This window comes from Paraplanobispora takensis (genome assembly GCF_016863195.1).
GTDB lineage: Bacteria > Actinomycetota > Actinomycetes > Streptosporangiales > Streptosporangiaceae > Planobispora > Planobispora takensis.
Genome location: NZ_BOOK01000071.1, coordinates 23,400 through 42,103, shown reverse-complemented (window position 1 = coordinate 42,103; position 18,704 = coordinate 23,400). Strand labels below are relative to the sequence as shown.

At 70.2% G+C, this 18,704-nt stretch carries 20 protein-coding genes and 1 pseudogene; 15 read left to right on the top strand and 6 right to left on the bottom strand.

The window, feature by feature from the left end:
* Nucleotides 1-120 precede the first annotated feature (120 nt).
* The 5 genes from Pta02_RS37540 (at nucleotide 121) to Pta02_RS37520 (ending at nucleotide 3,323) form a co-directional block, all read left to right on the top strand.
* Nucleotides 121-780, top strand: a complete 660-nt coding sequence (locus Pta02_RS37540; protein ID WP_203879786.1) for a type 1 glutamine amidotransferase domain-containing protein — start codon at nucleotides 121-123, stop codon at nucleotides 778-780.
* Entirely contained in the window at nucleotides 777-1,406 is a 630-nt protein-coding gene (locus Pta02_RS37535; RefSeq protein WP_203879785.1) for a TetR/AcrR family transcriptional regulator, read from the top strand. Before Pta02_RS37540 ends, Pta02_RS37535 begins: the two co-directional genes overlap by 4 nt.
* Nucleotides 1,403-1,711, top strand: coding sequence for a TfoX/Sxy family protein (locus Pta02_RS37530; protein WP_203879784.1), 309 nt, complete (start codon nucleotides 1,403-1,405; stop codon nucleotides 1,709-1,711). The genes Pta02_RS37535 and Pta02_RS37530 overlap by 4 nt, the downstream gene beginning before the upstream one ends.
* Nucleotides 1,712-1,919: 208 nt before the next feature.
* Entirely contained in the window at nucleotides 1,920-2,360 is a 441-nt protein-coding gene (locus Pta02_RS37525) for a site-specific integrase (RefSeq protein ID WP_203879783.1), read from the top strand.
* Nucleotides 2,361-2,567: 207 nt separating this feature from the next.
* Nucleotides 2,568-3,323, top strand: a complete 756-nt coding sequence (locus Pta02_RS37520) for a DinB family protein (RefSeq protein ID WP_203879782.1) — start codon at nucleotides 2,568-2,570, stop codon at nucleotides 3,321-3,323.
* A gap of 85 nt (nucleotides 3,324-3,408) precedes the next feature.
* On the opposite strand, the gene Pta02_RS37515 is transcribed toward Pta02_RS37520, so the two are convergent.
* A complete protein-coding gene (locus Pta02_RS37515; protein ID WP_203879781.1) occupies nucleotides 3,409-3,597 on the bottom strand; it encodes a hypothetical protein in 189 nt (62 codons plus the stop codon).
* Between the two features lie 38 nt (nucleotides 3,598-3,635).
* On the opposite strand from Pta02_RS37515, the gene Pta02_RS37510 reads away from it, so the two are divergent.
* From Pta02_RS37510 to Pta02_RS37495, 4 genes are read left to right on the top strand one after another with little or no spacing between them, the layout of a single operon-like run.
* Nucleotides 3,636-4,019: a site-specific integrase gene (locus Pta02_RS37510; RefSeq protein WP_203879780.1), complete on the top strand. Its 384-nt coding sequence runs from the start codon at nucleotides 3,636-3,638 to the stop codon at nucleotides 4,017-4,019.
* Nucleotides 4,020-4,064: 45 nt separating this feature from the next.
* Nucleotides 4,065-4,859, top strand: coding sequence for an ATP-binding protein (locus Pta02_RS37505; RefSeq protein ID WP_203879779.1), 795 nt, complete (start codon nucleotides 4,065-4,067; stop codon nucleotides 4,857-4,859).
* Nucleotides 4,852-6,234: an ATPase domain-containing protein gene (locus Pta02_RS37500; RefSeq protein WP_203879778.1), complete on the top strand. Its 1,383-nt coding sequence runs from the start codon at nucleotides 4,852-4,854 to the stop codon at nucleotides 6,232-6,234. Before Pta02_RS37505 ends, Pta02_RS37500 begins: the two co-directional genes overlap by 8 nt.
* Nucleotides 6,197-6,535 (top strand): STAS domain-containing protein, encoded by a 339-nt coding sequence (locus tag Pta02_RS37495; protein WP_275423650.1) that lies wholly within the window; start codon nucleotides 6,197-6,199, stop codon nucleotides 6,533-6,535. Before Pta02_RS37500 ends, Pta02_RS37495 begins: the two co-directional genes overlap by 38 nt.
* A gap of 522 nt (nucleotides 6,536-7,057) precedes the next feature.
* Here Pta02_RS37495 and Pta02_RS37490 read toward each other — a convergent pair.
* Entirely contained in the window at nucleotides 7,058-7,204 is a 147-nt protein-coding gene (locus Pta02_RS37490) for a hypothetical protein (protein WP_203879776.1), read from the bottom strand.
* A 7-nt stretch (nucleotides 7,205-7,211) separates the two neighbouring features.
* On the opposite strand from Pta02_RS37490, the pseudogene Pta02_RS42225 reads away from it, so the two are divergent.
* Nucleotides 7,212-9,402 (top strand): annotated as a pseudogene (locus tag Pta02_RS42225) (Tn3 family transposase); the annotation flags it as partial.
* Between the two features lie 251 nt (nucleotides 9,403-9,653).
* Here Pta02_RS42225 and Pta02_RS42120 read toward each other — a convergent pair.
* Genes Pta02_RS42120 through Pta02_RS37470 form a run of 3 tightly spaced genes read right to left on the bottom strand, consistent with a single transcriptional unit; the run spans nucleotide 9,654 to nucleotide 12,406 of the window.
* Complete coding sequence (locus Pta02_RS42120; RefSeq protein ID WP_203879775.1) at nucleotides 9,654-10,178, bottom strand: alcohol dehydrogenase catalytic domain-containing protein; 525 nt, start codon at nucleotides 10,176-10,178, stop codon at nucleotides 9,654-9,656.
* Between the two features lie 48 nt (nucleotides 10,179-10,226).
* Nucleotides 10,227-10,940: a flavodoxin gene (locus Pta02_RS37475; protein WP_203879774.1), complete on the bottom strand. Its 714-nt coding sequence runs from the start codon at nucleotides 10,938-10,940 to the stop codon at nucleotides 10,227-10,229.
* Nucleotides 10,937-12,406, bottom strand: coding sequence for an MFS transporter (locus Pta02_RS37470; protein ID WP_203879773.1), 1,470 nt, complete (start codon nucleotides 12,404-12,406; stop codon nucleotides 10,937-10,939). Before Pta02_RS37470 ends, Pta02_RS37475 begins: the two co-directional genes overlap by 4 nt.
* A 139-nt stretch (nucleotides 12,407-12,545) precedes the next feature.
* On the opposite strand from Pta02_RS37470, the gene Pta02_RS37465 reads away from it, so the two are divergent.
* Both Pta02_RS37465 and Pta02_RS37460 read left to right on the top strand, forming a co-directional pair.
* Nucleotides 12,546-13,433: a helix-turn-helix transcriptional regulator gene (locus tag Pta02_RS37465; RefSeq protein ID WP_203879788.1), complete on the top strand. Its 888-nt coding sequence runs from the start codon at nucleotides 12,546-12,548 to the stop codon at nucleotides 13,431-13,433.
* A 392-nt stretch (nucleotides 13,434-13,825) separates the two neighbouring features.
* On the top strand, nucleotides 13,826-14,863 hold the full coding sequence (locus Pta02_RS37460; RefSeq protein WP_203879772.1) for a zinc-binding dehydrogenase: 1,038 nt from the start codon (nucleotides 13,826-13,828) through the stop codon (nucleotides 14,861-14,863).
* Nucleotides 14,864-14,943: 80 nt separating this feature from the next.
* On the opposite strand, the gene Pta02_RS37455 is transcribed toward Pta02_RS37460, so the two are convergent.
* A complete protein-coding gene (locus tag Pta02_RS37455) occupies nucleotides 14,944-15,255 on the bottom strand; it encodes a hypothetical protein (protein ID WP_203879771.1) in 312 nt (103 codons plus the stop codon).
* Here Pta02_RS37455 and Pta02_RS37450 point away from each other — a divergent pair.
* From Pta02_RS37450 to Pta02_RS37440, 3 genes are all read left to right on the top strand, one after another.
* Nucleotides 15,181-15,918, top strand: coding sequence for an SDR family oxidoreductase (locus Pta02_RS37450; RefSeq protein WP_203879787.1), 738 nt, complete (start codon nucleotides 15,181-15,183; stop codon nucleotides 15,916-15,918). The genes Pta02_RS37455 and Pta02_RS37450 overlap by 75 nt on opposite strands.
* Before the next feature lie 176 nt (nucleotides 15,919-16,094).
* On the top strand, nucleotides 16,095-17,429 hold the full coding sequence (locus tag Pta02_RS37445) for an ATP-binding protein (protein WP_203879770.1): 1,335 nt from the start codon (nucleotides 16,095-16,097) through the stop codon (nucleotides 17,427-17,429).
* A complete protein-coding gene (locus tag Pta02_RS37440) occupies nucleotides 17,426-18,619 on the top strand; it encodes a tetratricopeptide repeat protein (protein WP_203879769.1) in 1,194 nt (397 codons plus the stop codon). The genes Pta02_RS37445 and Pta02_RS37440 overlap by 4 nt, the downstream gene beginning before the upstream one ends.
* Nucleotides 18,620-18,704 lie beyond the last annotated feature (85 nt).

Genomic DNA, 18,704 nt, shown 5'->3' with positions numbered 1-18,704 from the left:
CGCGGCAATCGAACGGCCAGGCCGTCAACGCCACCTCGCCGGAGCGCTGGCCCGCCAGAGCCCTCCATAAGGTCAACCATGAAACTTGTGTCTAATAAATTTTTTGTGCATACTCAATCCATGACGCAATCGGTTCTCATGGTCCTCACCTCTCACGACACGTTCGGTACCACCGGCCGGCCTACCGGGTTCTGGCTGGAGGAACTGGCAGTTCCCTTGCGCGCCTTCCGGGAGGCGGGGCTGGCAGTCGACCTCGCCTCGGTGCGCGGCGGGCGGCCGCCGGTCGATCCGGCCAGCACCACCGACCCCGCCATCGACCCCGCCCTCGAGGCTCTGCTCACCAGCAGCGCGCCGCTGACATCGGTTGATCCGGCCGACTACGACGCGGTGTTCCTGGTCGGCGGACACGGCACCATGTGGGACTTCCCCACTGATGAGTCCCTTGCCCGGATCGTCAGCACCATCGGCCCTACCGGCGTCGTGGCCGCCGTCTGCCACGGCGTTGCCGGACTGCTCGGCGCGACCACCCCGACCGGGGACCCCCTGGTGGCGGGGCGGACCGTGACCGGGTTCAGCGACGCCGAGGAGGTGCTGGCCGGCGCGAGCGCCGCGCTGCCCTTCTCGCTGGAGCAGCGGCTCAAGACACTCGGCGCCGTGGTCGAGGTCGGTGAGCCGTTCACTCCGACGGTGCGCCGCGACGGCCGCCTGCTCACCGGACAGAACCCGGCCTCATCGGCCGGCCTCGCCGCCGCTGTCATCGACGCTCTGCCGCTGCCGTGAGCACACCCGCCGACCGGTTCGCAGCCCTGCCCCTGCGGGAGCGCAAACGGGCCCGCCTGCGCGTAGGGATCTGGCAGGCTCTGCGCGAACGCGTCGAACACACCCCCTTCGCCGACATCCCGGTACGGGAACTGGCGGCGGCAGCCGAGGTGTCGGAGCCGACGTTCTTCGCGCACTACGCATCCAAGACCGAGCTGCTGGCCTACCACATCTGCATGTGGCGCATCGGCACCGTCTTGGCCATCGACGAGGCGGCGGACGGCGTCGACTTCATCCGCCAGTTCTTCGACGAGACAGCCCGCTCCATCATCTCCGGCCCCCGCATGTGGTTCGAGATCACCGCCGAGGTCGCCCGCGGCGGCGGTATCTGCGCCGTGCTGGACATCAGCGCCGCCGAACGGCTGCTCGTCTTCGACGACCTGCGTGCCCTCGAGGTCGCACTGACCCCGCAGGCCGACCTGTTCCGCCGCCATCTGCCGCCCTCGCCCGACCGCGAGGCGGCCGTGACCGGCCTGCTCGCCGGCTTCTACGGCGTACCGCTGGCCCTGGGCGCCGACCGGCTCGACGAACTGTGCGACGCATACCGCACCCACCTCGACCGCTACACCACGACAGCCGCCAGGTGACCGGCTCGCGCACCGTCGCCGAACACATCCTCGACCTCGCCCCCTTCTTCGGCGGCTGGTCACTACGCCGCGACGGGCAACAGATCGGCATCGTCATGGACACCGCCTACGCCAAGGTCGACCTCGCCCATCGCGACACCTGGCACGCCAGCGGCGCGACCCCGTTCCGATACACCGCCCGCGGCCGCACGATCACCGCCGAGGCGTACCGGAGCCTCCCGGCCGACGCCCTCGACGACCCGGACCTGCTCCGCGACCTTCTCCTCGGACCAGAGCACGACTCCTCGATGCGGGGTTCGGAGTGAATCGGAACGGGATCCGGCGGTAACGGACCGCGTTCCGATTCACTCCGAACCCCGCTTCCGGCTGCTCAGCCCATCACCGCGTCGACACGCTCGCGCATCTCTGCACGTTTACTTGTACCTGGCTCTGCACTTGAAGTCGTACGCCGACACCTGGTCACAGCGCTATGACCATCTCCGGGAAGTCACCGGTGATGATGTCTTGGCCGCCTTGGACGCCCTCACCGGCTCCCGCCGCGCCAACCTGCTGGTCTCGCTGCGCTCCCTGTTCGCCTTCGCCAAGAAGACCGGGAAAGTCTTCCGCGACCCCACCCGGGGCATCCGCGTCGGCCAGCACCCCTACCGGCTCGCCCAGCGACTCGACCAAGACGACGTCGACCAGGCGACCGAGGCCGCCACCACCCCGGCCGCCCGCCTGGTCCTCATGCTCGCCGCCGTCCAGGCCGCGACCCTCGAACGCCTCCGCGTCGACCGGCAACTCGAAGAAGCCCTCGTCAGCGGCCCTGACCCGCTCCACCTCGCTGCGGTCTTCGGCCTCGATCCCAAGACCGCCATCTGCTACGCCGAGAACGCCCGCGCTCTCCTCGTCACCATGGTCGAGGAGCAAGACTCCACCGGTCGGGACGAACCCAAGGGTCCACGACCCATATAGAGCCTGAAGACCCTTCGGTTCATCCTGAGGAACCTTCAGTTCACCTGAACACTGGGCTTTCCAGGGGTCCCGGTAGCAATGAAGAAATTTCCAACGAAGTAGCCTCTGGCCAGGGGTAAGGATCGCATTTGACGGCTTGATGATCACTTTCGTTACCTTTGGTTGCCAAACGTGGCACGGGAGGGACGGGTGCGCGATACTGCCTCAATGGCTGCTGAGTACGCCCAAAGTGACCAGTTCCGTGGTGCCCGCATCCACCTGTGCGACCTTGCCGGTCTGGAGATCCGCGATTGCGAGGTCAGTGACCTGAAGATCGTCGACTGCTATGGCAGCGACGTCTACCTCGGTGGCAGCTTCGAGCGTCTCGTCGTCAACGACGTCGACGTGACCGCCTACGTCGAGGCCGAGCTCGACCGCCAGCACCCCACGCGGGTGCTGGCGCGGGAGGCCGCCTCCCCCGACGACTACCGGGCTGCTTGGGATGCCATCGAGACGCTGTGGGCGGCGACGCTCGACCGCGCCAGGCTGTTGCCCGAGGCCAAGCTGCATGAGCAGGTCAACGGCGAGTGGTCGTTGGTCCAGACCCAACGGCACCTGCTGTTCGCCGGTGATGCCTGGCTCGGCAATGCCGTGCTGGAGGAGGAAGCGCCGTACCATCCGTTGGGCCTGTGCGGCGCCTGGATGTCGCCCGAGGCGATGGCGAAGCTTGGTCTCGCCCTCGAAGCCGCCCCGACGCTCGAGGAGGTGCTCGCGCCGCGGCTCGCCCGCATGGCCGCCATGCGGCGTGTCGTCGACGGGCTCACCGAGGCCAAGCTCGATCGGGTATGCGCTCGCAAGCCGGCAGACCCGTATCCCGACCAGGAATACGTCGTGCGCCGCTGCCTCAAGGTGGTGCTGAAGGAAGAGGCCGAGCATCACCGTTATGCGGTACGCGACCTGGCCGTGCTCGAGGCCGGTGCCTGAACTGAGGCTGACCCCGGCCGGAAATGACCTTCAGTTGATCAGTGGGTATAGCTACGGTGAGCTGCCACTGGGGTGATCGGTGTGCTCAGGCAGGCTGGTCGGGCAGCAGGTCGGCGAGCGCGGTGCGCACGGCGGCGCGGCTCTCGCTCGCACGCATGGAGTGGGCCGAGCCGCCATCCGAACCGCGCTGACTGGACTCCTTCCCGGCCGGCCAGGTCCGCGCGTACTCATCCCGACCGAGGGCCCTGCCGGACCGTCCAGCTAAGTTACTCATGGGTACCGCCAACGGCTGTCCGTAGGCTCCCCAACCCCGTGACCGCCGCGCCGGTCCGCGCCTACCTGGCCGGGCTCGCCGAGCTGTCGCCGGCCGGCCGCAAGCGCAAGCGCGCCGCGATCGCCTCCTTCACCAAGTGGGCCGTCCGGCACGACCTCCTGGCCGCCAACCCGATGGACCGCATCGACACCGTCAAGGTCCCGAAAGCCCTGCCCCGCCCGGCCGCGGCCGCCGACGTGGCCAAGGTGCTGGCGGTGATCTGCTCACGACGGCCACGCAAAGACCTGCCGGGTCATCCGGCGGCGTCCTCCCAGATCGACGCCTCCCCACGGGTTTCCTCGCCGATTCGGCCTCGCGGACCGTTCGGCAGCAGGCCGCAGGAACCCCTTCCCCTCCCCCTTGGTAACGCTCTGGTGTGGTGATGGCACTCGGGGCTATCGTGAGAGCGGGGGCCGAAGGGAGGCCCAATGATGGCTTTACTGCCTGGCTCGGGGTCCAGTGAGCCGGTCGAGTACTTGTTTCCGGTGAGTCCTGAGGTATTGGCCGACATCCGGGCCTTCGTCACCCGCCTGGCCGAGGAGGCGGGAGCCGCCGACCGGGAACGGCAGCGGATCGTGCTGGTCACCCACGAGTTGTCGGCCAACGCGCTGGAGCACAGCGCCACCGATGCGATCTACGTGCGGTGGGAGGACACCGACCAAGGTGTGTGGATCACCGTGTGCGATCAGGGCGTTTTCGAAGTCGGCGGGATCGACGCGCGCGGGATTGGCCTGCGGATCGTCTTGGCCCTGGCCGATGAGGTCACCATCCGGCCGGGCCGGCGCGAGGAGAAGGGCACGATGGTCCATCTGCGGATGCCCGTGCGCGCACGCCCGGCAGCGGGTGCTGCAGCCCCGCCTGCGCTCCTGCTCGTTGACGGCGACCGGTTCGCCGGCCGATCGTTGTCCTCCTTCCTGGAGGCCGAAGGCTACCCAACGCTGGTGGCGGGATCGGCCCAAGCCGGCCACGCCGCCTCGGTGAGCCCCCCGCGGCTGGCCATCGTCGACCTGATGACCTCCCACGGGCTGACCCTCCAGCTGTGCGAGGACCTCACCCGAGCCGGAGTTCCGGTCCTGGCCATGTCGATCCTTGCACCGCCGGAGAACCTGCAAGCCAGCCGGTTCCTGCGCAAACCGGTGCATCCGCTGGAGGTGCTGGCCGCGGTGCGGCTGCTGACCGAACCGTCCGCCACCGGCGCCGCCTCAGGTGCGCCTCATGCCTGAGCGACGACTGACAAGCGGGCAGGCCCCACTCGATGCGATCCTCAACGGCGGTCTGATCAACCCGTCCATCGCCCTCATCGCGGGCCTGCCGGGCAGCGGCAAGACCGTCCTGGCCCAGCAGTACGCCTTCACCAACGGCACCGAGCAACGGCCCGCCATCTACCTCAGCACCGTCGCCGAACCCCTGAGCAAGATCTTGTACTTCGGCGAAGCCCTGTCGTTTTTCGACCCCGACCGCGTCGGCCACTCGGTGTTGTTCGAAGACCTCGGCGGCCAGCTCGACGACCACGGCCTGAATGGCGTGCTCAGCCACATCGGCAGCCGGGTCGAGCGGCAGCCGTGCTCGCTTCTGATCATCGACAGCTTCCGGGCGCTGCGCCACCGGGCGGTCGGCGAGCGGGAGTTCGAAGGCTTCATCCACCAGTTGGCCGGTCACTTGGCCGCCACCGGCACGATGGCGCTGTGGCTGGGCGAATACCGGCGCGATGAGCTGGAGGGCTGCCCGGAGTTCGCCATCGCCGACGCCGCCGTGCTGCTGGCCACCGAAGACGCCGGCCAGCGCGACAGCCGTGCCCTGCGGGTGCTGAAGCTGCGCGGCAGCGACTTTCGCTCCGGCGCGCACGCCTATCGCATCGAAGCTACCGGCATCAAGGTCTTCCCGCGGCTCAGCGACATCGACGCGGGACCGTATGAGCTGAGCCAACGGCGGGCGACCTCGGGCATCGCCGCGTTGGATGAGCTGGTCGGCGACGGCTACTGGCCCGGCTCGGCCACCTTGGTGATCGGCCCCTCGGGCTCGGGCAAGACGGTGATGGGACTGCAGTTCATCTACGGCGGGGCGCGCCTGGGCGAGCCCGGCGTCTTCGCCTCGCTGCAGGAAAACCGCGTTCAGCTTGAGCGGATGATCAGCGGATTCGGCTGGGACGTCAAGGAGCGGGCCGCCGTGCTGCGCTGCGACTCACCCAACGACGTCTACATCGACCAGTGGTACTACGACCTGCTGGAGACCATCCAATCGGCCGGCGCCTATCGGCTGGTGATCGACAGCCTCGGCGATCTGGCGGCCGCCTGCCCTGATGAGAAGCGGTTTCGGGAGTTCATCTACGCGCTGCTCAACCATTGCTCCCGGGCGGGCATCAGTGTCCTGCTCACCTACGAATCGGCCGAGCTGTACGGCCACACCCGGCTGTCGGAGCGCGGCGTCTCCCACCTGTCCGACAATGTGATCTTGCTGCAGTACCTGCGCAACGAGACCCACGTCGGGCGGGCGCTGACGGTCTTGAAGACCCGGGCCAGCCGTCACATCCCGCAGTCCCACCAATTCGACATCACCCACGATGGCATCGACATCACCGCGCCCCTCAACGCCGTTTGAGGCGCGCCGGGATCACGAGCACCCGCACACCGTGCACCTCATCGGCGAGCTGGACCTGACCACCTGCGATCTCCTGGTGACCGCCCTCAGCCAGGCGGCCCGCCCGGACCGCGACCTCGTCATCGACTGCACCCGCCTGGACTTCATCGACGCGGCCGGAATCGCCGGCCTGGTGCGCGCCGCACGGATGATCGGCCACGGGCAGCTCCGGCTCACGAACATGCACGCCGCCCTGGCCGAAATCATCGATCTGCTCGACCTTCCCGCCACGGTGCCCAACCTCCGCCACGACAGCACGTAGGTCCGTCGCCAGCACCAGGTGTTCGACCGAACGGTCCACGAGGGCGCTGCTGGGCACCCGGCGGTCCAGCAGCCTTCCGAGCCTGTGACCAGCGTTATTAGCCCGTTCCGGCGTACTTGGTAAGCGATCGCCCCCTCCGGGAAGCCAGCCGGTCGGGGAGGAGCCTCGCGTACGCGCAAGGACGGCGCAGGAGGTGCAGCAATCCCCATCCGGGGTGAAGGGCCCCTCGGGAACCGCCTCCCTCGCGGTCAGCGGGGATCGTGCGTCGTCGTGCCGTCCGGGGTGCCGACGCGCAGCGGCAGATCCAGCAGGGCTGGGGTAAATACGAAGAGTGATGTATTGAGCACATAAGGTGTTCGCCGATCCTGGTGGGATGAGCCGTGTGACGTCCTCCTCCGTTGCCGGGCGCTTTGAGCGGCCCGGCCGTGACGTGTCGGCCCTGGGCATCCTGACTATGGGGGGCAGATCTGGTGGAGGCCGCTAATCGAGTAGTCGGTATTCTCCCTGACACAACGCCTGCGGTTACTTTCCGTGGTCGGTAGGGGCGTAGTGGGACCACGGGCTTCCAGCTTCCGCGGCCAGTGCGGTGATGTGGACGTGGTGATGGCCGAGCATCCGGGCGACGACCGCGGGCGGTGCCTGGAGGGCGAGCTGGACACGCTTTCGCAAGCAGGCCGACTATCTGGACGAGATCGACGCCCTCGGGGACACCGGGGCCTGGCTGGAGGGCATCGCGCCGTCGAAGATCGCTGATTTCGCCGGGGAGGCCGACGCCCAGGACGCCGACACCCTGTCGCGTTACGATCCGGTCAAGGCTCTGGCGCTGCTGGCGTGCTTGACGCACACCGCGCGGATGCGGGCCCGCGACGACCTGGCGGAGATGCTGTGCGAGCGGGTGGCGGGCAACCTGAAGCGGGCCCGGGCTGCGCTGGAGGACATCCGCGAGCGCCAGCGCACGGTCAGCGAGAAACTGGTCGGCACCTACCGCACCGTGCTGGAGCACCTGGACCCCGACGGCCCCGAGGCCGCCGGAGGGGTGGAGCGGGCGGTGGCCGCGGTCCAGCAGGCCGGCGGCTTCGGCGCGCAGCTGGCCGACATCGAGGCGGTGGCGGCCTTCCACGGCGACAACTACGAGGTGCTGGCGCACCGGTTCTTCGCCAAGGACCGGTCCGTGATGTTCGACCTGGTCGCGAAGCTGGAGCTCAAGGCCACCTCGCAAGACGACTCGGTGCTGGTGGTGCTGGAGCACGCGTGCGCTCATGAGGGCTTGCGGCGCGACTTCATCCCGTTGCCGCCACCGGTCGATGCGGCCGGCGATCCGGAGTCGGGGATCATGTTCGCCTCCGGCAGCTGGCGGCGCGCCATCACCGACCGGCGCCGCCCGGGCATGGTGGCGCGCCGGCATTTCGAGGCGATGGTCTTTGCCTACCTGGCTGAGGACCTGCGCACCGGCGACATCGCGGTGGCCGGCGCGGGCGAGTACGCCGACTGGAGCGCCAACCTGCTGCCCTGGTCCGAATGCGAGCCGCTGCTGGAGGGTTTTTGCGCGCAGGTGGGCCTGCCGGATACGGCGGCCGGGTTCGTCGCTCAGCTGCGCGGGGCGCACCTGGCCGCGGCCGCGCGGCTGGACGCCGGGTATGCCGACAACACCGATCTGGTCATCGCCGAGGACGGCACCCCGACCGTCAAGCGGCGGCGCGGCCAGGAGACGCTGAAGGCCGCCGAGAACCTGGCCGCGGCGATCGAGCGGCGCATGCCCGAGCGCTCGCTGCTGGGAATCGTGGCGCGCACCGCGCACTGGCTGGGCTGGCACCACCACTTCGGGCCGGCCTCGGGACCGGACCCGAAGATCTCCGACCCGTTGTTCCGGTACGCATTGGCGATCTTCACCGGCGGCATCAACCTGGGCCCGTATGAGGCGGCCAAGCACCTGTCCGGAATCTCGGCGCGGGAGCTGTCGATGGTCCGCAACCGGCACACCACCATCACCAAGCTGAACGCCGCCATCGCCTCGGCGGTCAACGCCTTCGCCGAACTCGACGTGGTCAAGGCGTGGGGTGACGGGACCGCGGTGGCCGCCGACGGCACGCACGTGGAGACCTACATCGACAACCTGCTGGCGGAGACCTCGATCCGCTACGGCGGGGTGGGCGGCATCGCCTACCACTACGTCGCCGACACCTACGTGGCCTTGTTCTCCCGGTTCATCCCGTGCGGGGTATGGGAGGCCGTTCACCCGATCGAGGGCCTTTTGGCCAACGAGTCCGACGTCCAGCCCTCGGTGGTGCATGCGGATACGCAAGGCCAGTCGTTCCCGGTGTTCGCCCTGGCCACGCTCTTCGGGTTCGACCAGCGAAAACCGGCTGAGCTCGGCAACCTTGATGCGGCGGCTGCGCTCCAACTCCCGCAAGAACCGCATCTACAAGGCGTTCCGGGAGGTCGGCCGCAGCGTGCGCACGGTGGCGCTGCTGCGCTACCTCGCCGATCCGGCGCTGCGCTCGCGGGTGACAGCGGCGACCAACAAGGTCGAGTCCTACAACGCGTTCTCCCAGTGGCTCTCCTTCGGCAACAACGGGGTGATCGCCGACAACGACCCCGACGAGCAGGAAAAGCTCATCAAGATGAACACCCTGCTGGCGAACCTGGTGATCTTCCATAACGCCCTGGACCTGATGGACGTGGTGCGCACCCTCATCGCTGAGGGCTGGCCCATCACCGCCGACGAGCTCGGAGCGATCTCGCCGTACCTGCGGGCTCACATCCGCCGCTTCGGCACGTACGCCACCGACGAGCTACGTCATCGGCCGGATCCGTTCGACCCCCTGCTGAAGGAGGTCGACTTCACCGAGGTCGACCTGGCATCCTGACGCTGCTTCCATCTTGTGGGCCGGGGTTCTGATCCCGGCCGATGTTTCCTCACGATCAGCGGCCTGCACCGCGTGGCCGCGTGGCCGGCCCGGCCGAAGCGACGCGTCTGCGCGGCCGGATCCACCCTGCTGTCCACATTGCGGCCGAGCGCCGCCACGCCGCTTGCCAGAGCACTGAGGTGAGCATCACGATCGGCATCGGCGGGCCCGGTGCCGCCGCCCGCGTCAACCGGTTGCCTGCCGTGCTGGTGTCACTTGCGGTCAAGCACGGCTGGGGCTTGTCCCAGGTACCGGTGGCCGTCAGGGAGGGCTGAGTGACAAGCCGACACACCGGCCACATCATGGCACCCCGGCACCCGCTGACCACGGGCGCGCTTTGTGATGCCACCGGCTCCGGGCTGCGTGCTGTTTCCCGGCGCCGCGCCTGCTCCAGGAGCTGTGAGCAGGCAGTACTGTTCTTCGCCTTGCCGGCAGTTGGCGCATTCGCGGCAGGAGTTGACCATGCAGCCGATGCCGACGCGGTCGCCGACCTGGTGCTTGGTCACCTCGCTGCCGACCTCGGTGACGGTGCCGATGATCTCGTGACCCGGCACGAGCGGGCTGACGGGCAGCGGGCCGAAGTCGCCGCGGGCGAAGTGGATGTCGGAGTGGCAGATGCCGCAGTACTGGATGTCGAGCTTGATGTCGTGCGGGCCGACATCGCGGCGCTCGATGGCGACCGGCCGCAGCGGCTGGCCGGCTTCGGTGACTCCGTAGGCGTGGACGGTGGCGTTCATCAGGATGCTCCTTGTGGTGCTGGCGGTGCGGGGCGATGGGTCGGGTGGTCAGCGCAGGCCGACGCGCCGTAGCCAGGACTGGACGGCGGCGCTCGCCTGCCGGACCTGTTCACCGCGGACGGCGAGCCCGTCGCCGATCGTGGCACCGGGGCAGGCGGCCGCGTACTCCTCGGGCGCGGCGCCCATCCCGCTGACGGCGTAGGTGACGACGGGCAGGACGGTCTTGCCGGTGAAGTCGAGGCTGTCGGCGAAGGTGCGCATGATCATGGGTGGGCGCACGTTCCAGATGCCGCTGCCCAGCAGGATGACGTCGTAGCCGTCGATGGCCGGGACGGGGCCGGCGAGGGCGGGGCGGGCGTCGCTGTCCTGCTCGCGCACGTTGCGTGCTCTGGTGTCGTCGTAGTCGTCGGGGTAGGGGTCGGCGGCCTGGATGCGGTGCACGTCGCAGGCGATGCGCGCGCTGATCAGGCCGGCCAGCACCTCGGTGTTGCCGACCTGCAGGTGCTTGCGGCCGCCGTAGTGGTAGTTCTCGCCGGCGCGGGAGAAGTAGGCCAGCAGGACACGCGGTCGCGGCCCGGTCCCGGCGGGAGGCTGGGCCGGGGCGGGGCGCGTGCCCGCGTTGCCCTGGGAGGGCGGGGCGCTGCAGCCTGTCAAGGCGGCGCCGGCGGCGACCGCCAGCGCGGTCACGCGCAGGAAACCGCGCCGGTTCGGGCGGGCGGCCATCGCAGCGCCGGGACGGCGGGGTGCGCCAGCGGTGTTCATGCGGTCACCTCCTCGCGTTCGCTGTCGTTGATCGAGGTGACGGGCACGGCCGCCGGGGTCCGCCTGGCGGGGACGACGACGAGCAGGACGACAAGCAGTGCCAGGACGAGCAGGACGGTGGAGCCGGTGAGCGCGGCGCTGACGTGCGCGGCGACGGCGGCCGCCCCACTCGCAGTACCACCGGGGGGTGCGGCGGAGGCTGCGGCGGCGATGAGGATCCCCAGCCCGAGGGCCATGCCCAGCTGGTGCGCGGTGTTGACCAGACCGGAGGCGGCGCCGGCGTCGGCGGACTCCACGCGGGCGATCCCGGCGCTGGTCAGGGGGGCGAACGCGAGGCCCTGGCCGACACCGATGAGCAGCATCGGCAGCGCGACCGCCGTCAGATAGCCGCCGCCGGCACCCACCTGGCTCAGCCAGGCCATCCCGGCGGTGGTGACCGCGACTCCTGCCGTCAGCAGCGCCGCATGGGGCAGCCGGTCGGACAGCCGCGGGACGGCCATCGCGACGGCGAAGTTGACCACGGTCATCGGCAGGAAGCCCAGACCGGCCTGCAGCGGATCGAAGCCGAGCGCATCCTGCAGGTACTGGGTGGTGAAGTAGAAAAACCCGAGCATCGCGCCCATGTAGAGCATCCGTGCGGCATAGGCGCCGCTGCGTTCACGGTCCCTAAACAGCCTCAGCGGCATGATCGGCTGCTCGGCCCGCGCTTCGTGGCGGACCAGCGCGGCCAGCAGCAGCACGCCGGTGGCGAGCCCGGCCAGGGCCGCCGGGGCCGTCCACCCGTACTCGGCGGCGGAGACGATCCCGAAGACGACGGCGCCCATGCCGAGCGTCGCGTACACGGCGCCCAGGGCGTCGAACCGGCCCCGGCCGCGCCCAGTCTCGGCCAGGACGCGCCGGGCGGCCACGATCATCGCGACGGCGATCGGCACGTTGACCAGGAAGGCGGCCCGCCAGGAGATCCAGGCGGCCAGGGCGCCGCCGACCAGCAGGCCGAGGCTGGCCCCGATACCGGCGGTGGCGCCGTACCAGGCGACGGCGCGGGCGCGTTCACGACCTCGAAAGTGCGCGGTGATCAGAGCCAGCGAGGTCGGCGCGACAATGGCGGCCCCGATGCCCTGCAGAGCACGAGCGGCCACGATCCACCAGCCGGTCGGCGCGAGCCCGATCAGCAGCGAGGCGACGCCAAAGATCGCCAGACCGGCGGCGAACAGCCGCCGCCGGCCCAGGAGGTCACCGGCGCGGGCGCCGAGCAGAAGCAGACCACCGAAGACGAGCGTGTAGGCGTCCTGCACCCAGGACAACACGCCCGGGCTCAGCTCCAGATCGGCGCGGATGCTCGGCAGGGCGGTGAAGATGACCGAGTTGTCGAGCAGGATCATGAAATAGCTGATCAGAATGATCGCCAGGATCGCGTTCGGGCGTGCCGCAGCCTGTTTCGCGGCGCCGGCGGGGTTGGTTCGCATGCTGCTTTCCCTGAAAGGGGCGGATGGAATGCTCCCAGTCAATGTCACTCCGGCCGGATGAGGGAGGGACGCTCGTTCGGGGTACTGGCCTTACCTCCTTCACCGCCGCCACCCTGCCTACCCTGGGGTTATGAGCCAGATCGACCACCGTGCCCAGGTCCGCGAGTTCCTCAGCTCACGCCGGGCCCGCATCACTCCGGAGCAGGCGGGGCTGCCCGCCTACGGCGGCAACCGCCGGGTCAAGGGACTACGGCGTGAAGAGGTCGCGATGCTCGCCGGCGTCTCCATCGACTACTACGTCCGGATGGAGCGTGGAAACCTGTCCGGCGCCTCCGACAGCGTGCTGGACGCCCTGGCCCGCGCCCTGCAACTGGACGAGGCCGAGCGCGAGCACCTGTTCGCCCTGGCCCGGGCCGCCGGCCCGGGCCAGGGCCCGCGCCGCCGCCGCGCGACGCCGACCACGGTGCGGCCGGTGATCCAGCAGGTGCTGGACGCCATCACCGACGCCCCGGCCTGGGTGCGCAACGGCCGCCACGACATCGTCGCGATGAACCGCCTGGCCCGCGCCCTGTACGCGCCCGTGCTGGCCGATCCGCGCCGCCCGGCCAACACCACCCGCTTCCTCTACCTCAATGAGGCCGCGCGCGACTTCTTCGTCGACTGGGACCGGATCGCCAACGACGCCGCCGCCATGCTCCGCCTGGAGGCCGGCCGCAACCCGCACGACCGGGCGCTGATCGAGCTGATCGGCGAGCTGTCCACGCGCAGCGAGCTCTTCCGGCAACGCTGGGCCTCCCACGACGTGCAGTACCACCGCAGCGGCAGGAAACGGCTGCGCCACCCGGTGATCGGCCAGCTCGACCTGAACTTCGAGTCGATGGAGCTGCCCTCCGAGCCCGGCCTGACCCTCAACGTCTACACCGCCGCCCCTGGCACCCCCACCGCCGACGGCCTGAAGATGCTCGCCAGCTGGGCGGCCACCCAGGACCTCGCCGAGGTCCAGCAGGCGGCCCCGGACCAGAGCTGACCAGGCCCCCCGCGGCACTGGCCGGCTCCGGCCGCATGATGGCCGGTAAACCTCGTTGGGAGGCCCTGCCATTACCTGTAACAGCAGACCCTGCCGCAGGCCGGCACGAGCCGGTTGAATAGGGCTTGACCAGGGACAACGTGGCATCGGGGCAGGGATGGGCGCATGCGGCGAACCGGCCCAACCCGGCGACGCGGCCAGCGCCGCCCATGCCCGGCCGCAATCCTGGCGGCCGCGGTGCCGCTCGCCTCGGGGCGGGTGACCACCTGCCGCGACAGCCGCACGACCGCTGCGGTGCCACACGGATTTACCGGTAACGGACCTGGCCCAGGCCGGCCGATCGACCGGCCCCGGGTAGGCCCGACGACGAAGACAAGAACGGACATTTTTCGATGCGAGCTACTTTCCTGTACGGCGCCGGTGACGTACGCGTGGAGACGGTGCCGGACCCGGTCCTGCAACGGCCCACCGACGCGATCGTCCGCATCGTGCGCTCGTGCATCTGCGGCAGCGACCTGCACCCGTACCACAACCTGCCGGCCTCGCAGCAGGGCACGCCGATGGGACACGAGTTCCTCGGCGTCATCGAAGATCTTGGCGCGGAGGTGTCCGGGCTGCGGCGCGGTGACCTGGTGGTGGCGCCGTTCGCCTACTCCGACAACACCTGCGACCTGTGCCGCGAGGGCCTGCACACCTCCTGCCGCAACGGCGGCTTCTGGGCCGCCGGCGACGTCGGCGGGGCCCAGGCCGAGGCGATCCGCGTCCCACAGGCGGCCGGCACCCTGGTCAAGCTGCCCGTCGGCGAGGAGTCCGAGCTGCTGCCGTCGCTGCTGACCCTGGCGGACGTGTACGGCACCGGCTACCACGCCGCCAAGCAGGCCCGCCTCACCTCGCGCACGACGGTCGCGGTGATCGGGGACGGTGCGGTCGGGCTGATGGCGGTGTTGTCGGCCCGCCAATTGGGTGCTGAGCGGATCATCCTGATGGGCCGCCACGACGACCGGACCAAGCTCGGCGTCGACTACGGCGCCACCGACGTGGTGCCCGAGCGTGGCGCCGAGGGCGTGGAGAAGGTTCGGGAGCTGACCGGCGGGCAGGGGGTGCACGCGGTGCTGGAGGCGGTCGGTTACCGCGACGCCTATGACACCGCGTTCGGCATCGTCCGCCCCGGCGGCGTGATCAGCCGGGTCGGGGTACCCCAGTACGAGGAGGCGCCGATCGGATTCGGCAGCCTGTTCGGCCCGAACATCACGCTGACCGGCGGCCCCGCCCCGGTTCGCGCCTACATCGACGACCTGCTGCCCGGCGTGCTGGAGGGCGCGGTGGAGCCGGGCCGGGTGTTCGACCAGACGATCGGCCTGGAGCAGACGCCCGGCGGTTACCGGGCGATGAACGAGCGGACCTCGGTCAAGGTGCTCATCCGGCCATGACCGCGATCCCGACAAGCGACAGGAGCAGACATGGCCGTCAGTGACGCGGCACGCCGCCACCACGACGAGCTGTTCGGCGATCACGTCTCGACGCTCGCGCGCACCGACCCCGAGCTGGTCGAGGTCTTCGACTTCCTGCACGTCACCAACGACGTCCTGACCGGGCGCGGCGTCCAGCTGCCGCTGCCCGGCCAGTCCACCACCAGCCCCGAGACCCGCCACGAGCGAGGGCTGGCGGTGCAGAAGCAGATCATCGGCGCCGACCGGGTCGAGTCGCTGGCGTCAGCAGCGGTTTCGGCCGCGAGCTCACCGAGCAGCTGCTCCGGCGGGGCGAGCGCGTCGTGGGCACCGTCCGCGACACCGGCAAGGTCGCCGACCTGGCCGATCAACACCCGGACGCCTTCCGCTCCGAAGTGCTGGACGTCACCGACACCGCCGCCGTCCGCGCGGTCGTCGAGCGCGCGTTCACCGCATCGGGACGGATCGACGTGGTCGTCAGCAACGCCGGTTACGGCCTGTTCGGCGCCGCCGAGGAGCTGTCGGATGCCCAGGTCGACCACATCATCGCCACCAACCTGACCGGCTCGATCCAGCTGATCCGCGCCGCGCTGCCGCACCTGCGCGCGCAGGGCGGCGGCCGGATCATCCAGATCTCCTCCTACGGCGGCCAGGTCGCCTTCCCCGGCAACTCGCTCTACCACGCCACCAAGTGGGGAATCGAGGGGTTCGCCGAGGCGGTCGCCCAAGAGGTGGCCCCGTTCGGCATCGGCGTCACGATCGTGGAGCCGGGAGGCGCGCGCACCGAGTTCCGCTACGGCAGCGCCCAGGTCGCCGACCTCATGCCCGCCTACGACGGCAACCCGGCCCACGCCTTCCTGGCCATGCTCGACCCGGCGACATGGGCGACATGGGCGACCTCACCCCGGTCGACGACAAGCGCTATCTCCGTGGCGCCCAGGTCACGGGGACGGCGACAACATCCACCAGCCGAGCATGCTCATGAAGGTCACCGAGGAGGGCGAGGGCTACGTGGGCGCCATCGTCTTCTCCGCTGACTCCGACCAGGACAAGACCTGACCGCGAGATCACCCCGAGCACGACCGCCCCGACGGCCGGGGACCGGGGTCGCGCACGGAGCTACTGATCCCACGATGTGGTGATTTAGATAGCCTTACTGGTCTGGGATCGGCGGTCTGGGATCGACCGTCCTTCGGGAGAAGGGACCGGGTACGTGCTCGACGACGCTGGGCTCCGGGCGCTTCGCGAAGCGGCGCGCCTCTCCCCGGAGAACCTCCCCCTCCGGCGGCATCTCGCCGAGCAGCTCCTGGCCGGGGGATACCTCTCCGAGGCCGAGACCGAATACCGCGCCGCGCTCCGGCTGGCCCCCGGTGATCCGGACATCGTGGCCGGACTGGCGGAGGCTTTCGTACGGCAGAGCTCCCACGGCGCCGCGCTGTCGGCGCTCGAACCGTTCCTGGCCGTGCCCGGCTACCCCCCGCGGCTGGGAGTGATCGCAGCCAGGGCGCTGCTCGGCGAGGGTGACGCGGTCGGCGCGGCCCGGCGCTACCGGGACGCGGTCTCCCGCGACCCGGCGGTGTCCGACCCCGATCTGGCCGTACGGCTGGAACCGCCGCAGCCCGTCGCGGACGTCCCGGCCTACGCCGCACCGGTGTCGTCCGGCCAGACCGGCGTGGAAGCGGTGCGCTCCCGCGTCACCTTCGCCGACGTGGCGGGGATGGACGCGGTCAAGGAAGCGCTGCGGATCAAGCTCCTGCTCCCCGTACAGCAGCCGGAGCTGTTCGCCGCGTTCGGCAAGCGAGCCGGTGGCGGGGTGATGATGTACGGCCCGCCGGGAGCGGGCAAGACCCATCTGGCCAGGGCCGCCGCCGGCGAGCTCGGCGCGTCGTTCATCGACGTCGGCCTGGCCGACATCCTGGACATGTACATCGGTTCGAGCGAGCGCAACCTGCGGGCCACGTTCAACCTGGCCCGCCGTAACCGGCCGTGCGTGTTGTTCTTCGACGAGGTCGACGCACTGGCCGCCCGCCGCGCCGACATGCGCCAGGCGCACAACCGCCAGCTGGTCAACCAGTTCCTGGCCGAACTCGACGGCGTGGACGAACGCGCCAACGAAGGGGTGCTGGTGCTGGCGGCCACCAACGCCCCCTGGTACGTCGACGCGGCCTTCCGCCGCCCCGGCCGGTTCGACCAGCTGGTGTTCGTGCCCCCGCCCGACGTCGCGGCACGGGCCGCCATCCTGCGCATCCTCTGCCGCGACAAACCCCTGACCGAGATGGACTTCGACGCGGTCGCGCGGGCCACCGACCAGTTCGCCGGCGCGGATCTGAAAGGCGTGGTCGACCGGGCGGTGGAGGCCAAGCTCCAGCAGTCGATCAGCGCGGGCCGCCTCGTCCCCCTGACGACGCAGGATCTGCTGGCCGCGGCCCGCAACGCCAGGCCGAGCGCCGTACGGGAATGGCTGGCCACCGCGCGCAACTACGTGCTGCACGCCAACGACTCCGGGGCCTGGGACGAACTGACGCCCTGGATCAAGGACATCCGGTGACCACCGACACCCTGATCGAGCGGGCACGGACGCTGCTGAGGTTGCGCCGCCCCGCGGAGGCCGAGCGGGAACTGCGCGGGGTGCTCACCCGGGACCCGGAGCACGCCGAGGTGCACGCCCTGCTGGGCATCGCCCTGGCCGAGCAGCGCAGGTCGTCCGAGGCGGTCGCCGAGGCGCGCGAAGCGGTACGGCTCGCGCCGGACCAGTGGTTCCCGCACTACGTGGCCGGTCAGATCCACCTGATGGCGGGACGGCCCGGCGACGCGATCGCCGCCCTCCACGCCGCCCTGGCCATCAAACCCGACTATGCGCCGATCTGGAGTTTCCTGTCCCGGGCACACCTGCGGGCGCGGCAGTGGGCCGAGGCGGCGGACGCATCCCGCCGTGGCCTGGCCCTCGACCCGCAGGACGCCGAGCCGGCCGGTCTGCTGGCGCTCGCCCTCACCGCACTCGGCGAGGCCGCCCAGGCTCAGGCTGCCGCCGCGCAGGCCGTACGGCTGGACCCGGAGAACGCACTGGCCCACCTGGCGTACGGGCGGGTGGCACTGGACTTCGGCGACCCCGGCCACGCCGCCCGCGCCTTCCGCGAGGTGCTCCGCCTCGATCCCGGCTTCGGCGCGGCGCGAGACCTCCTGCTGACGGCGCTGAAGCGGCGCAACCCCCTCTACCGGGCGCTGGACCGGTTGCGCGGCAGATTCTTCGGCAGATGGTGGGTGGTACTGCTGCTGCCCGCGGCGCCGATGCTCATCATCGTCCTCCTGCTCGTCGCGCTGTTGCACTGGGTGGCCTGGACCGTCGAGGCGTTCACCACCCTGCGCCTGGCCCGCGCCAAGGACACCCGGCTGCTCTTCGAACGCGCGGAGGTCCGCGCGGCCCGCCTGTGCTGCCTCCTCCTGACCGCGGGCGCGACGCTGATCGCGCTGGGCGTGACGTCCTCCCAGGAGGTGGTCGGCGCGACGGGCGCGGCGGCCATGGCGCTGATCACCCCCGTCCAGGAGACAGTGCACACCGGCTCACCGCTCGGACGGGTCGTGCTGTACGGCTGGGCGGGCCTGCTGGCACTCGTCATCGCCGTGTCGGCGGCCCTGGCCTCGATGTCCGGCGTGATGCTGAGCACCTACACCGGGCTGGCCACGATCTGGATCGCGGCGGGGGTACGACGCCTCTTCGGACGGACGGTCACCATCTGAACGGACGCTCACCATCTGAACGGACGCTCAGCAGCTGATCAGTACGCGAAAGGCGACCGGCGGCGATGAGGTCGACGGTCTCGTC

Bases quoted from the DNA above. Each gene is read 5' to 3' on its own strand.
- Pta02_RS37500 (WP_203879778.1), top strand. From the start codon at position 4,852: ATGCCTGAGCGACGACTGACAAGCGGGCAGGCCCCACTCGATGCGATC.
- Pta02_RS37505 (WP_203879779.1), top strand. From the start codon at position 4,065: ATGATGGCTTTACTGCCTGGCTCGGGGTCCAGTGAGCCGGTCGAGTAC.
- Pta02_RS37495 (WP_275423650.1), top strand. From the start codon at position 6,197: ATGGCATCGACATCACCGCGCCCCTCAACGCCGTTTGAGGCGCGCCGG.
- Pta02_RS37540 (WP_203879786.1), top strand. From the start codon at position 121: ATGACGCAATCGGTTCTCATGGTCCTCACCTCTCACGACACGTTCGGT.
- Pta02_RS37515 (WP_203879781.1), bottom strand. From the start codon at position 3,597: ATGAGTAACTTAGCTGGACGGTCCGGCAGGGCCCTCGGTCGGGATGAG.
- Pta02_RS37470 (WP_203879773.1), bottom strand. From the start codon at position 12,406: ATGCGAACCAACCCCGCCGGCGCCGCGAAACAGGCTGCGGCACGCCCG.
- Pta02_RS37460 (WP_203879772.1), top strand. From the start codon at position 13,826: ATGCGAGCTACTTTCCTGTACGGCGCCGGTGACGTACGCGTGGAGACG.
- Pta02_RS37475 (WP_203879774.1), bottom strand. From the start codon at position 10,940: ATGAACACCGCTGGCGCACCCCGCCGTCCCGGCGCTGCGATGGCCGCC.
- Pta02_RS42120 (WP_203879775.1), bottom strand. From the start codon at position 10,178: ATGAACGCCACCGTCCACGCCTACGGAGTCACCGAAGCCGGCCAGCCG.
- Pta02_RS37520 (WP_203879782.1), top strand. From the start codon at position 2,568: ATGGCTGCTGAGTACGCCCAAAGTGACCAGTTCCGTGGTGCCCGCATC.